This window comes from bacterium, assembly GCA_023230585.1.
Classification (GTDB): domain Bacteria; phylum Ratteibacteria; class UBA8468; order B48-G9; family JAFGKM01; genus JALNXB01.
In genome coordinates this window covers 1-14,986 of sequence record JALNXB010000046.1, presented here as the reverse complement: position 1 = coordinate 14,986, position 14,986 = coordinate 1, and the positions used below count along the sequence as shown (strand labels likewise).

General features: G+C 33.6%; 12 protein-coding genes. All 12 read right to left on the bottom strand.

What is annotated here, in order from left to right:
• Positions 1-370 precede the first annotated feature (370 nt).
• The 12 genes from M0P98_07415 to M0P98_07360 all read right to left on the bottom strand — a co-directional run bounded on the left by M0P98_07415 (position 371) and on the right by M0P98_07360 (position 14,555).
• A complete protein-coding gene (locus tag M0P98_07415; GenBank protein ID MCK9266685.1) occupies positions 371-1,636 on the bottom strand; it encodes a TIGR02710 family CRISPR-associated CARF protein in 1,266 nt (421 codons plus the stop codon).
• Between the two features lies 1 nt (position 1,637).
• A complete protein-coding gene (locus tag M0P98_07410; GenBank protein ID MCK9266684.1) occupies positions 1,638-3,503 on the bottom strand; it encodes a TIGR03986 family CRISPR-associated RAMP protein in 1,866 nt (621 codons plus the stop codon).
• A complete protein-coding gene (gene csx19, locus M0P98_07405; protein ID MCK9266683.1) occupies positions 3,504-4,067 on the bottom strand; it encodes a CRISPR-associated protein Csx19 in 564 nt (187 codons plus the stop codon).
• Positions 4,060-5,460, bottom strand: coding sequence for an RAMP superfamily CRISPR-associated protein (locus M0P98_07400; GenBank protein ID MCK9266682.1), 1,401 nt, complete (start codon positions 5,458-5,460; stop codon positions 4,060-4,062). Before M0P98_07400 ends, csx19 begins: the two co-directional genes overlap by 8 nt.
• A gap of 2 nt (positions 5,461-5,462) precedes the next feature.
• Positions 5,463-6,887: a hypothetical protein gene (locus M0P98_07395; GenBank protein MCK9266681.1), complete on the bottom strand. Its 1,425-nt coding sequence runs from the start codon at positions 6,885-6,887 to the stop codon at positions 5,463-5,465.
• A complete protein-coding gene (locus M0P98_07390; protein MCK9266680.1) occupies positions 6,884-7,537 on the bottom strand; it encodes an RAMP superfamily CRISPR-associated protein in 654 nt (217 codons plus the stop codon). The genes M0P98_07395 and M0P98_07390 overlap by 4 nt, the downstream gene beginning before the upstream one ends.
• A gap of 1 nt (position 7,538) precedes the next feature.
• Positions 7,539-9,020 carry a hypothetical protein gene (locus M0P98_07385; GenBank protein MCK9266679.1) on the bottom strand — a complete coding sequence of 494 codons (1,482 nt, stop codon included), beginning with the start codon at positions 9,018-9,020 and terminating at the stop codon, positions 7,539-7,541.
• Between the two features lie 12 nt (positions 9,021-9,032).
• On the bottom strand, positions 9,033-10,313 hold the full coding sequence (locus M0P98_07380) for a hypothetical protein (protein MCK9266678.1): 1,281 nt from the start codon (positions 10,311-10,313) through the stop codon (positions 9,033-9,035).
• Positions 10,314-10,448: 135 nt separating this feature from the next.
• Entirely contained in the window at positions 10,449-11,912 is a 1,464-nt protein-coding gene (locus M0P98_07375; GenBank protein MCK9266677.1) for a potassium/proton antiporter, read from the bottom strand.
• A gap of 255 nt (positions 11,913-12,167) precedes the next feature.
• Positions 12,168-12,806, bottom strand: a complete 639-nt coding sequence (locus tag M0P98_07370) for a hypothetical protein (GenBank protein MCK9266676.1) — start codon at positions 12,804-12,806, stop codon at positions 12,168-12,170.
• Positions 12,807-12,822: 16 nt separating this feature from the next.
• Positions 12,823-13,533, bottom strand: a complete 711-nt coding sequence (locus tag M0P98_07365; protein ID MCK9266675.1) for a TIGR03943 family protein — start codon at positions 13,531-13,533, stop codon at positions 12,823-12,825.
• Between the two features lie 5 nt (positions 13,534-13,538).
• Positions 13,539-14,555, bottom strand: coding sequence for a permease (locus M0P98_07360; protein MCK9266674.1), 1,017 nt, complete (start codon positions 14,553-14,555; stop codon positions 13,539-13,541).
• Between the last annotated feature and the right edge of the window lie 431 nt (positions 14,556-14,986).

Here is a 14,986-nt window from a genome sequence, read left to right as displayed (position 1 = left end):
GCTGGTGCGAAGAATAATGAGCACTGTATAGCACAAAGGGCGAGTCGGTGAGCCCGCTGACTGAAGCCCGTAGGGCAAGAAAGGATGAGGGGTGTAGTTGGCAGACAAAGAAAAATACGAGGGATTGCCCTGTATGCCATTCCGGACTTGATCCGGAATCTCGTTTTTACTACTTCTTTTACGTGGGTTAGGTTAGAGATCCTGAAACAAGTTCAGGATGGTAAAATTGGTGCGTAAAGATAAAAGTACTTTGACCCTTCGGGGTATTGAAACGGAAAAGTAATTACTAAAGAAGTGTTTTTAATGCGGTTAGAAAAACAAAGAAAAGATAGTTGATTATTCTGTTAAGATAAATATTTCTTCTTTTTTATTATATTGTTTTAGGCAGTTGAAAATACTCAGGGGTTACCCCTATATTTTTACAACATTCCCCAATAAAACTGCGAAAGAAATCACTAAATTCGTCCCACTGCTCGCTGTTTACGGGATTATCTCCGTGGGCAAGTTTAGAATTGTTTCTAAGGTTAAGTATGTTAAAAAGTTCACCCTTATAATCCTTGTAGGCATTCCCAACAGGGTCTAATAGTTCTAATAAAAGTTCGTAACTATCTATAAGTCCAATCTGTATTTTCCCGTCTTCTCTTCTTTTTGATTCCCATTTTTCTTTATCTATTACTTTATCAATGCTTTTTTCAAGGCAAGAAGTTTTTATTGAGTATTTTTTTTCTAATCTTATCTGAGCAAAAAGTTCTAAAGCACGATAAACTCTTGCTACTGCGTTATCGTAATAACCGTTATACGCCTGTCTTTCTGCGTTACAAAAAAGGTCAAAAACTTTTTCATAACTAGAACAGTTGGATTTATCAAATATTTTTAGAAGGTATTTAAAGCCTTCTGGAAAAAGGTCTGGGTTGTCAGAAAGGATTTTGAAAGCACCTGTATAATCAAATCTATCCCAAAGAGAGAGTGCTATACATTTATTATATTTTTCCTCAACTTGGGTTAAAATATTCTGCTGAAGCCCAAAACGTAGCAATCTGGAAAAAAGTTCTTCTGCCGAGTAGTAAAGATATTTTTGAGTTAAGATATCGGCTTGCTGAAAAACTTGGTTCACTCTGGCTGAATCAAGATTTATAATACGAGAAAAAGAAAATCCTTTTACTTTTTCAGTATCTTTCCTTTGCCCTGTTGTTAGTGAAAGATTTATATCAAAATCAAGAACAGATAACATTGCCAGCACCGCTGACATTGTTTTAGTTCCACCAGTAAAATCTGATATTATTTTATATCCACTTTCTTTTGCTTCTCTTATAGTTGATGAAATTTTTAAGTGTACTTCCTCAAAATCGTCTGGGTTATCTAAGATAACTTTAGTATAATCTCCCTTATAACCGCTTCTTTGAATTATGTTTTTACGAGAGTTAGATATTTTACCTATCTGAATACCGCAACTGTTACTCTTTTCTGGTGCAGGAAAAACATCTCCATCCCCGTCAACAAGGTTTGATGTTGAGACCTTTCCTGGACCTCCTGTACAAATAAAGTATATAAGTACTGCTTCTTGTCTGTATGCCTCCAAAAATTCAAGAATCGGTTCTGCTGAACCACCAACAGTTATTATAAGAATTTTTGCCATATTAAATTACCTCAGAAGGTTTGGGTAAAGTTTTTCTATCTTTAAATTGATTCACTGGTTCTATATTCATATAAGATGTGTTATCATCAGAAGGTCTACCTTCAAAATCAAGCATACAACTCAACTCTTTAAGTCGAGAAAGTTCCCAAAATGTTTTTTTCCCTTTCTCTCCTAATTGCTTTAAAACATAATCCTCAAATTTTTCAATAAATTCTTTAGTTTCTGTCTCGGAATTTTTTGCCTCAACAAATTCACACATAAAATCTGAGTACCTTTTTTCTCTTTCAGACAAAAACAACTTAGGAGTAATCTTTACAGAACCAAGACCGAGAGGTTTTCCCATACCTATCTTATGACATAAACCCTCTTTCAATTGGATAGCAAAGAGAAGTGCCCCCAATTCAACTTTTGTTAGGTTTTCAAATCTTATTCTACCTAAAAATTTCGCTCCTTCTTTTGCTGGTTTGATTTTTGTGTATTGTTTAGGGCTTTTAGCAATTTTACTCGGAATTTCTTCATAATTTTTACCTGATTTATGCCAATACATTTTGTATCCTCTGATATTTGCGCTTGTATTGTAATGGTTTAAATTAAAACTGTTTTGCTGTTCAAGATAATGCTGGAACGATGTGGGTTTTGGTGTTGAAAGAATTTTAGGAGTTTTTTCTTCTCTTTCAAAAAGTTCCTCTTTATTACCTTGAAAATAAGAGTCCTCAAAGAAAACTCTTCCAGCAAACTCTTTTTCGTTACCAAAAATAGTTGAAGCAATATCTATATCTTTATTTTTCAAAAAATTAGATATATGGTCTCCTATAGTTTTCTGGTAAGCAAGTCGAAACATTGGGGTATGCCCAAAAGATATTCTATTGTTTCCTTTAACATCTTTCCAATTAACATAAAAACAAGGAACAAACTTATCTGTAGATGCTTTTTTAACAACATCTATAACTGTAGAATCCCTTAATCTATCGTTTTTATACTCGTTAATATCTTGTCTTGGAACTTCAATTGTCCTATTTTTATCAGGATTACAGGTTATTATCCATTCATGTTTTTTGTTGTTCATATCTCCTGAGACAACAAGATACCTGTTTTCATCAAGTTTGATAAAATATTGTCTTTTTCCTACTTTTTTGTCTGTTTGAGAAAAAGATTCTGCAGGTATAATGTAATATTTTAAGCCCTGCTTATACATAAGCCCTGCAGACATTTTATAAGTAGCTTTTTTTGAATGTCTATCCCATGAGGACATATGTTTGCTATATTCTGTTCTGAAAACTCTTGATTTATCAGCAAGACCTCTATAATACAAAAGTTTGTCTTCATAAAACCCAAATTTACTAAAACTGACTATTTCTACCATAGTTCTTATCAATCCACGCAAAGAACTACCCGGTATTCTTGGCCTTTCTGCAGGTGAGAAAAAATCTGAGTTGGCGCATTCAACACGTGTTCTATTTTCGTCTTTGTTTATTTTATCTTCCTCTTCTCTTTCTTTAGGGTTCATTGTGTCCCTGATATATAAAGGTGTTTTTGCTTCAAGTTCAACTTCGATATACCCTGTATTTAAATCTTTGTGATATTTATTAAAAGGGTAGTTTGTAATATCAAAATCTGACTTCACAACCTTTTCGCTCAAAGGTATAAAGTTGTAAGGCGCTGTGGCTTTATTGTTAGCAGGTACTTGGGGAGGTGTAGGTTGGCGTCTTCTTTGTGAACTGCGAAATTCTTGAGGTGTCGGTTGGTATCTTATTTGTATATTATGAGATTCTTTAGGTGCTTCTGGAGGTGTCTGCCCACTTCCAAACTCTTTTTGAAAATCTTCAAAAGACATCCATTTGTTTTTCTTTTTCTTTTTCTTTGACATTTATTTTACCTCCTCTTCTAATTGAACAAATCCAACAAATCTCACATCATCATAGGTTGCTTGCCAATTTTCGGTATAACTTACGTAGTTTCGAGTTTTTATACCGATTCTCTTACCTTTAACGGAATCTGAAATTAGACCTATATCTGGTAAAATTACACCTGTCCCTCTATCTTCTATATATGATATAAAACCGTCCTGAGAGAAATTATCGTCTTTCTGGGTTCCAAAAAGAACCTGATTTGCTTCTATAACGAATACTTTTTCTCCTTTTCCATCTTTTCTAAAACGGCTTTTAAGAGTTTGTCTGCTTCGCCAAACTAAAAGTTCACAACTTTCATTAAAAATTCTTAGTTTTTGTATAAATTTAGGGTCAATAGTTTTATTATCTGGCAAAATAAAATCACCATCTTTATATTTTCCAATAAGAACTTCGTTATCAAGATACGCTACTACAAAAGAGTTTTCTTTTATGTATTCCTTTACAAAGTCGAGAATATTTTCAGAAACACTCTTAGGGTTTGACTCTGATAGTATTCTTTTAAGGTTTAATCCGTTACTCATCTTGCCTCCCGTTTTTTTTATATAAAGCAAGCCGTTTTTCTATTCTATCTTTGTCGGTATTTTTAGCAAAACTTTTTACCAATTTTTTTAATCTTTCTATATCATCGTTCTTAATATTTTCAGGTGAAGAAATTTCTATCTTTTTCTCAGCGTCCATAATCACTACTTTTTCACCTTTAAAAACCCCTCTCCCGATATTCTTTTCGCCTCCTATAGGGAGGTCAGATGTCCACAGGTCTTTCATAAGTAGAAGTAGAAGCCCTTTTTGGCTATCAAGAGGGTTTCTTATCAAAGATATCTTAAGGTTCTTTATATTGGAAACATTTTCTTTTGTAAAAAGAGGGGCATTGTCCATAAGTGCGCCCTCTATTGTTCCTCCTGTAAACCTATCTATTTTTATTCTATATTGTGATTCGTTATCAACAACATCTTCAATTGGAACTTCTTCTACTATAAAACTTGATGGTATTGTGTAACCACCAGGTTTTTCGTTACCTTCTTCATCTTCCTCAACATTTCCAAATAGAGATTCTATAAAATTTTTTGATTTAGTTTCTTCAAGAACTGTATTGATTATCTTTTCTGCTCTTGCTCTTAATGCACCTTTGATTGAAGTCCCTGGTAGAACGTTTTTTCCTGCGTCTTTAATATGGACAGAGTCAGGGGCTTCGGGGTCTTCTGAGTAACTCCTAACAATAAGAGAGTTTTTTATTTCCATTTCCATTAAAATTGAAAAAGTGTTTTCCTCAACAGAAATCTTGTCGTTTAAAAGTTGTGCTGAAACGTCTTCTGATAAATCTTCTTTTTTTAGCCAAGCAAGTATATCTTTTTTGTTGTTAAACTCGTAAATGAAAGATTTTTTTTCTACTAACTTTATTCTCCCTAACCCTGAGGAGACCTTAGCGCCGAGAGAAACACCTTTTTCAAGTGTAGAAAGGATAGTGCCTGCCATCTTCCTATGAAAAAGATAATTATTTTCGTTTGAAGTTATCTCTATCTCTACCCTAAACTCGGTTCCAGAAGGGATAATCTCAAAATCGTATTTCCCTTTATCTTTTACCATCCCTGTTTTATTATTAAGTTTTATACCGTCTCTTATTACTACTTCTACATTTTGCTCCTCTATGAGTTCCAGGTCAGAACAGGAAATGTTAGATTGGCAAGAGTTATTTTTAGAAATGTTTCCCCAGAAACAGAGGAGGTCACTGGTATAATTTTCCTCCAGATTAATAGCACTTTTTAAAGCTCCAAGAAAAGAGGTTGCTGGAATATAAGGGTTCTCATCTTTATCTCTTATTGTATCAACATCAGAGTTATCTCCTATACCTGAGCCAATCAGAAGAGGTGTTAAGTTTCTTATTTTTCCTTTTATAAGTATTCTTTCTTTATTCATTTTCACCCTCCTGTCTTGTTCTGCCTTCTCATTTGTGTAAAGAAACTTTTTAAATATAGTTTTTTAAGGTGAGGCGAATCAGAGTTAAAATCGGTTCCTTTAACAATAAATTTGTTTAATTCTTTTAGTGAATTTTTTTTATGTGTTTCAACTCTTTCGTCAATTTTTTGTAAAAACTCTCTCAAGGTGACGTTTCCGTTATTACAGTTTTCTAACTGTTTGATAGCTATCTCTCTAAGTTTCTTTAGGTTTTCTTCAAATGACTGTTGGGTATAAAGGAACCCCATTAATCTTGATATAAGAGAATTGTTGGGAGAATTATTATTAAAAGTCGACGCATCCTCGTATGCATATAGAATAATCTTTTCCTTAATTTTATCCTCAATATTTTTAACAAGTATTTGTTTTGCTAGGTCGGTAACGTTTGTCTGTAGAGTTAAAGGGGGTTCTTTATCAGGCACTCTAAATTCTCCAATATTTTGAAGATTAAAAACTACTCTTCCAAAACCCTCAGAAACCCTTTCTCCTATTCCAAAAACCTCTAAATCTTTATATTTTTCAGGAAGTTTATCAAGTAGAAAACAGGTCCCCATCTTGAAAACATTTTCCATTGGTTTTTTTGCTCTCCATACAGAAATAAAGTTCTCAAAAATATCTTTCCTTACAAAAGAGTTTAAAACTTTTACACCAAGTTCTTCCTCCATCAATGATGTTTTTACCTCTGAAAACCCGTTTTTATTATAAAGTATTGTATCTGACAACATTGTCATAGTTACAGGCATTTTAGATGTATCAGTAGTAGATTTAAAATCTTCAACCTCACCCATCTCAAGAGAAACCTTGCCGTATTGAGCTGTTTTTGAGCGACCAATATATAACGGTTTATCGGAAGATATAAGGGATTTTAATTTTTGTAAATAGCTTTCCTCTCCAATAAGAGCCCCTTTAAAGACCTGCCCTTCATCTATTGATTGGTAATTAAAAATTATTCCCTGTTTGGAAAACCCTTTTTTTCTATCCCTTTCCTGATGGAAATGTAGTGTTTTATTTATTTGAGCTTCTTTTAAATAGTCTGCTTCAATATTTCCAAACCCTCTCACAGGAGAAGTCATTGTCTCTTCTGTTATAAGTAAATCATAAATTTTATCTGGATTATCCTTTTTTTTCTGTATTGAAAAAGGTATAGGGTAACACTCTTCGCCTTGGATAGATATGTAAGAGTTAGGAAAAATCACCTTATCTCTGAAAAAAATTGAATAAAACTCATCATTTGCTGAACCAACATCTTTTAGGTAAAGCCCAGCGAAAAAACCAAGGATAGATGTGCCTGTGATATAATCCATAGATTCAACTGTATTCATATCTCCAGCCATTTTTGTTAAAAGGATAGGGTTCTCAAGAATGATACTAAATTTTATCTGTTTCATAGTTTCACCTCCAGAGATTCAAAACTTTCTTCTTTTATTTCTTTTGTTTTATCAGTATTGAAAAGTTGTATGCTAATTCTGCCAAATCCTCTATTACGTTTGGTGCCCATTCTTCTTATGTTGGCACATATAAGCCCCATTATCTCCTTATGTTCATCATCAAAGTTGGCTTCACCCCAAAATTCGTACCCTTTGTTGACAACTCTACTTGTTCTGAGTGAATGTTTTTTTGCAGTCCCTTTTTCTTTATCTATACTTGTCTGGTTTCTTAAACTACAAAAAAAGTTGATTATGCTGTTAGGAGATAGACCAAATTGTTTTTTCTCTATACACTTTTTTAAATATTCTTTTGTTTCTTTGTATTCTGGGAGAAAAAAGTTTGAAAGATGAAAACGAGTTGGATAGTTTGTTGTACCGATTGCACCAAATATCTCTTCAATATTAAAATCCCAATTTATTCCGCTCTGTTGGAACATCTCTTGCAACTCTTCAGCTGAATCTCTTAATATACCTTTTATTCTACGAGATGGTATGTAAGGTAACCCTACTTCATCAAATATAACATCGTTATCTATTGTTGAACTAAACCCTTCTGCTGAACCAATTATTGTGTCTGACAAAAGTTTTATCTTAAAATTATATCTTCCCATATTAAAATTCTCCTCTTTCAATTACATACTGTGGGATTAAGCCCATCATCTCTACCATATCAAAGAAAGGCGTTCTGCTATTTACAAACAAATTATTTTGGTAATTTACCCCTAACACTAAAGGCAGTTTTTCATTCTTGTATTTCATTTGCCTAAATTTCATATGTCCTAAAAAATCTGCCTGCTCTGATTTACTAAGTGTTAAAACACGTTGTAATTCTTTTATTTTTGAATTTGGCAGGTTTTTCTTCATTTGATTTATTGAAGAAATTATATTTTCATTTCCTCCTTCGAAATCTCTTATATCATAAGGTCTATAAAGAACACTGTTTCCTTCAGCGTTTCTAAATTGTTTATCTCTTATGCCTTCTATACTTCCAGCAAGACCACCTGATGAAAGATGAAAATCAAAGAAAGAAGAATTGATAGAAGGGTTGATTTGCCTTTTCTCTTTTCTGGTATTTTTTGCACTCCTACAAAGTTCTTCTGCAAGGCGGTAAGCCCTATAAAAAGGATATTTTGTTTTTACAATAGCAATACCAGCACAAGAAGTGAATTTTTCTTCGTCAGGTAATTCTCCTTTTTCAAACTCTTTTAAGAAAATTGAAGCAAGATATATCCCCAGACGCCCTTCGCTAACAAAGGTAACATCATCGCCTCCCATAATTATAGGACGAACCGGTAAAATTATTTTCCCACCTTCTTCTTTTAAAGATAAGCAATCTTTTATTCCATCAATTTCAACATCTATCGTTGAGATAATTTTTTTGAAAGATTCTTTTACTAACTCTTTTAAAAAAGTTGAAAGATTTTTAGATTTTTCTAAAGAATTCGAAGCACTAAACCTTGCTCCCATATCGTTACCATCAATATGAACAATAGATATATAAGAATCTACGCCTTCTTCCTGCCCGAGTTTATCAAGTTCGTTACTAAAAACATATTTTTCTGTTAACCCCATCTTCTCAAGTATTTTTTGTGCAGATTCTTCTGCTTTTTTTGCAGAGGCAATTTTTGAATAAGAGACAGAAGAGATATACCCGCTTTTTTCGGGCTGATTTCCATCTTTATTAAATGTTTCAGTAGAAAGACCTGTTCTTGGACACTCAGATGTAATTCCGTGAGCAAGCAAAGAAGTTATTGGAATGTTTTTGTTCTTTTCGGCTTGCATTTTAAAAAATAAATTTTTTACAGATTCTTTATAATTAGTTTCGTCAAAATTTTCTTCCCAAACACAAGAAATAGTTAATCCTGGGTAATTCTTGAGAGATTCAACCATAAACTTTTTAATTTCTGTTTCTGCTTTTTCTTTTGAATCAAACAAGAGTAAGGCGTTACCTCCACCTGTAAAACCCTTAATATGATTAAAAATATCGTAAAAATGTTCTATATTATGTGATGCGCCAAGATTTTCTTTTAAAGCGTTAGAATTAAAAACATACCTCTGTATAGACATAATATCCATAAGAACGGCTGTTGACATATTCACCCTCCTTTACTCTATAAAACTTATTATTTCTTCTATAAATTTATCTTTCTTCCAACTTTCTACTCCTAATACTTTTATATTATTCCTACCTGTTCCTGTATCAACGACAAGGTCTTCTTGTAGGGTTTCAACGTTCTGCTTGGGCATCCTTGTTAATAAAACAGATTTAGCTTCACTGCCTCCTATTTGCTGGGTTCTAAGAAGAATTTCAAACCCTTTATTTTTACAAAGAGATTTTTCATAAGCAGTAGTACAACTAATACCTATCAACTGGTAACCCTTCATCAAAATATTATCTATCTGAAAATAATTATTTTTCCAGACAGGTTTCTTTATCTCCCAATCAAGCAAATTTTCGTAATCAGAAAGAGGTTTTTCTTTTAAAAGTTGATGCACATAAAGTTCAAGCCAATCACCATCAAGAAACTTTGCTGCCCTTGTTAAATTTTTTTTTGATATCTTACAATTAAAAATTCCTTCTGAATTAAAGATTTTCAAATCTGCGTTCATATGCCCAACAACAGAAGAAAATTCAGAGTTAATGGGGTTTGTTGAAGAGTAATGTTCTTTAAACTTAACTGATGATTCATCTACGCTTGGGTCTAACTTGCCTTCCTTGTTTAAATATATTTTTCTTGTATACCCGTCTTTTTTATTATAAAAATTGTTTATATTGCCTTTTTCAATTAAGTTTGAAAACTCTTTTAGAGGATCTTCAAAGGTCTTTAATATTTCGTATTTATCCGTATTTCTCCTTATAAACCCGTGTAATCCTATAAGTTGAGAAAAAGAAATGCTAACAATTTTAAGTAGATTATATTCAATATAAGAGTTATCAAACACTAATTTATACCCTCTTGCGTCAAGGTAAGAATAAGACATCTCTAAATTTTTATTATTATTATGGAAAGTTAAATATGTGTAGGTGGTCATACTCTTTGTTCCACCAGTATAATCAAGATGAACTTTACTCCAACCTTCAATTTTATCGATTATCTGGTCTTGCACAACTCTTTTTATACTACTTTTTTTTGCGACATCTTCTATCTGTAGATTTTGAAAAGCAACTTTAATCTTTTTTCCTAACTTTTCGATTAAAACGGTAAGTTGAATTGTAAGGTTCTCGGCGTAAGTGTTAGTTCCTGCTTGAGTATGGGTCTGTTCAGAATGAAGAAGATATATTTTTTTTAGGTTGATGTTTTTCTGGATAAAATAGTTGGCTACAACATAGTTTGGTAGAGGGTTTGTTCCTACAATCAATACAAGATTTTCAAATTTGAAATCCATCTTCTCCTTTTAGATCTTATTGAGATATAGTGAGAAAATACTTTTCTCAGTTTACATCTATATATTTTCTTTGTCAAACTTTTTCAATAAGGTAAGAAATAAAAGGAGTGTAAACAAAAAAAGAAAGGTTAAACTTTAGGCGGTTCTGCTCTTTTTTACAACACTTTGCAATTGTTTGATATCTTCCTGATTTGCTAAAACAAGGAGCACATCACCTTCTTCAAGGACAACAGCAGGAAAAGGCATCAAATATTTATCGCCTCTCGAAATAAGAACAATTATACATTTATGGAGAGAACAAAATTCCTCTATTTTTTTTCCAACAATCTGTGAATCATAAGGCACAACAATATCAACTAATTTTGCAGCCATACCCTCAATTTTTTCAAATTCTATAGGGTAGGATTTTTTCTCAATTAGAGGAGCGTCTAATTTTAATAATTTTGCAACAAATGGAATAGACGCACCTTGAACAAAAACCGAAATAATAACTACAAAGAATACTATATTAAAATATACATCAGCGTGAGGCACGCCTGCAGTAAAAGGAAAGGTAGCAAGGATAATGGGTACAGAACCTCTTAACCCAACCCAAGAGATGAGAGTTTTTTCTCTTCGGCTTGTTTTAAATGGTTGTAAACACAAAAAAACACTTATAGGGCGGGCTACAAACATAAGAAGAAAAGTAAGTAGCAAACCTGCCCCTGCTAATGGTAATAAATGAGATGGAAATACGAGCATACCAAGGGTTACAAACATCGCAATCTGACAAATCCAGGATAATACATCGTGAAATTTGTTAATATATTTTTTATGCGGAAAACTTTTCTGCCCCATACCTAACCCTGCAAGATAGACCGCAAGAATACCGTTACCCTTCATTAACACAGCAATGCAGTAAGTAAATAGAACAAGAGAAATTGTTACAACAGGGTATAACCCTTCATAGTCGAGTTTAATCTTTTTTACAGTAAAGACAATGGCTTTTGACATCAAATATCCGGTAAGTGCTCCCATTCCCATATCTAATAAAAATCTTGGGAAGAGAGAGTATGGAACAGAATTTTTTATGGTAAGTAAACTTATACATCCGGTAGTAAGAAAAATCGCCATTGGGTCGTTACTGCCAGATTCAAACTCTAATAATGGTTTCATAGGCTTTTTTAAACTTACCCGCCTTGACCTAAGAACAGCAAAAACAACAGCCGCATCAGTAGAAGAAACAATAGAACCTAAAAGCATTCCTTCCCATATAGAGAAATCAAGAATGTAAACAGCAAAAAAACCGGTAATGACAGCTGTAATAAGAACTCCAAACGTTGATAAAACAACACCGTGCCAGACAATCGGTTTTGTGTCTTCCCATTCAGTATCCATACCGCCTGAAAATATAATAAAAATAAGGGAGACCAACCCTATAGACTTTGCCAATGAAGCATTATCAAAAGGAATACCGCCGATTCCTTCAGAACCCGATAACATTCCTATGCCTAAAAATAGTAATAGAACAGGGATAGCAAACCTGTCCGATATTCGGCTAGAAATAACACTTACAAAAAGGAGTACTGCTACCCATAATAAAATTGATTCTATTGTCATAATGAAACCTGAAATTTTGAAATGATGAATAAAAATAAAAAAAATGGCTACTACAAATTTTTTGAAAAACTAAGCAAGATGTCCTTATTGAAACATCTGAGGTAAAGCCTTGTTGAAAAGAAAAGTATAACACAAAAAAAAGTTGTTTGACAAAAATTATTGATTTTTTATTATTAAACTACACTATTTAAGTTTTTAAAACATTACTAACAAGAGAGTTCTCAAATAAAAACAGTATCCTGTAAAAAATTATTCTTAATAAGACTGCTTACCCTTTCTTACAAATAATAGAGGGAAAACCACATCGCTTGTGCAACATGGAATAGCTACTGCCAGTACCATATAAATAAGAATAGTTCCGATACTATGTATCCAATGGGTCATCCCGTAAGAAATCAAATACAAGATAGAAGCAATAGAACTAATAAGAACATGTAGAGAATGAGAAAAAATTACTCCTTCCTGTTTCTCCAAGGTGCCGTGTGCATGAAAACCAACAAGGATACCCAATATAACAAACGGTAAGACCAACATAGGATGCTCAACAATACATACGTGCCACTCCATTTTAATTCCCATCAAAAGCCCTGCAATATAAGGTATAACTATATCGCTTATACCGCAAATCCCTACTGAACCAACAAAACCTATAATTACAGTTTTTATCACCTTTTTCTCGTTTTGCCAGAACATAGAAGTGGTAGCAATAGCTGAGAAAAGAAGGTGCGATGGATGAAAAATATGGAACATTTCTTGTGAATAAGGCGAGAAATCTTCAACCCCTACAAGGTGTGCAAGGAAAGTCATAAACCCAACTATAATAAGCCCTATATTAACACTTAAAATAGTAAAAGGTAGATGATGGCTCAATTTTTCCCATATATTTTTCAACATATAACACCTCCATTAATTAATAAAGATAAACATTTGACGGTTTAGGTGACTGTGTAACATTGGCTTGTTTTATTACAGGAACGCCCTTCTCAAAACCAATAGTACCAAACACCCGTACCCACATATCTGGTGAAAAATTTGAATTTTCATCAGGGTACACCTCAATGCCTAAAGGTGTAGCGTCAGCGGCACAACATGTAATAAGAAAACGGACAAGCATAATTGAACCGGCTTGTAAGGTTTCATCTTTAAAAGCAAACCCTTCTACGACAACCTGTAGACCATCTATCTTTTCTGGTTCGTTATTAGCAAGAGATAATAATTGTTTAAGGTTAAATTTTTTAAAAGCTTCTTGGCTTTCCAACTGAGATTGTAAGGTATCTAACAAATTTGCATCAGTTCCTAAAAGGGTTGTGCTTATACCTCTGGTTGTAGCAGCAGAAGTAGGAAGGCTTGTTGGGTTAACTAAAAGAACCAACAGAATGGGAAAAAACATAAGAAAATAGGTAAGGAATTTTGTGGCTGTAAGTTGGTCTGCTGTTTTGGCTTTAACCTTATTAAATCCAGCAACAATCAACGAAAGAAAAATTATGAACCCAACAACTAAAAGAGGGCTATAAATAGCGTTGACAAATAATTTAAATCTTCTGCTCAATAGAAGAATGAAAAGGAAAATAGCCCATATTAACATAACTAAAAATCGGTATAAAGGTTCTCTTTTCCACATCAATTCTATCCTCCCATAATAATTCTTGTAACAGAAATAAGTAATAGTAGACAGGCAACAGTTAAAATTAACCTACCTGTAAATTTTTTCTTAAAAGCTCCGAAATATAGAAACATAATTGAAGCACCAATCATTGGACCAGCTGTCATAAAAACTACTTTAGCAACAGATGGAAAGGAACTAAACGTACTTACAACAAAGGCGTCTGCAAAAGAACAGAGAGAAAAAAGCATTCCCAGTAATCCAAGCAGTAAAACAGAAAGGAAGTGGTTCTGCCCCAGGTTTCCCAATATGGTGCGAGGTATAACCGTCTGAAAAAGACTTGCTATTATTGCACCTATAACAAAGTATTTTCCTGTCAGAAAAAAATCGTGTTCGGCGTGTTGTAATACCCGAACTATTTTGTTTTGAGACGTGTGGTGATGAGAGCAAGAATCTGCCTCCGTAGATAAATCTTTAAGTATTTGACTTTTGTCGTATCTGCTAAATATCAACCCGCTTATACAGGCAACCAAAAAAGCTATTCCTACTCTTTCCAACCATATACTTTTTAATGAAGAGAAAGCCATTATTGTGGAAGCAACAGTTATTGGGTTAATTATAGGGGCAGCCAGAAGATAACTTATTGCACCAGTAACAGGCACCCCTTTCTTGATAAGACGTCTTGTTAAAGGAATATTTCCGCAAGAACATACAGGGAAAACTATTCCCAATAAAGCTCCAGATAATGCTGAAGGTATTTTTTTCTTTGGGAAACGCTTTTCAAGAAACTCGCCGGGAACAAAAACCTCAATCGCTCCGGATAAACAAGAACCAAGAAGAAGGAATGTTAAACCTTCAAGTAGTATTGCCAGTAAAACGATGGTAAAAACCTGCATTTTAGGGGTTTTTAGCATTAATAAAACCTGGGGTAACTCACCAGTCATACCTTTGTTGAGAATAAATAGAGCAAGTAGAACAACTACTGTTACAATTATACGTTGAGCGATATTTTCAAACTTGTTTTCCGGTTTGTGTTGCATCGGGCTTTCTTCTCCTTATAATGTTATTGTTATTTATAGTAAAATATGAACATATTTTTGTCAATAGTTAGTCTTTTATAATAGAAGATGAGCCTGAAAGAGGGCTCTACATATATTCGTATTTTACCATCTTGCTTGAACGCCTAATTTTGTCATCCTTCCTAAACTTGTTTCAGGACCTCTCACCTACCCCCGTAACGTAAGTAGTAAAAATGAGATTCCGGATCAACTCCGGAATGACAGATTGGGGGGAGAAGGCAAAGAGAGGGCGCATTCCTTTCTGCTAATTTAGCGATGAAGGTCGGTCCTCGGTGTTCTTTACGGAGGTCTGACCTTCGTCTTCATAGACCGTAAGTAGAAAAGCCTCCACCCATTCCTTTTTCGCCTTCGGCGGGATTGCCACGCCAAAAAACGTCTCGCAAAGACGGAAT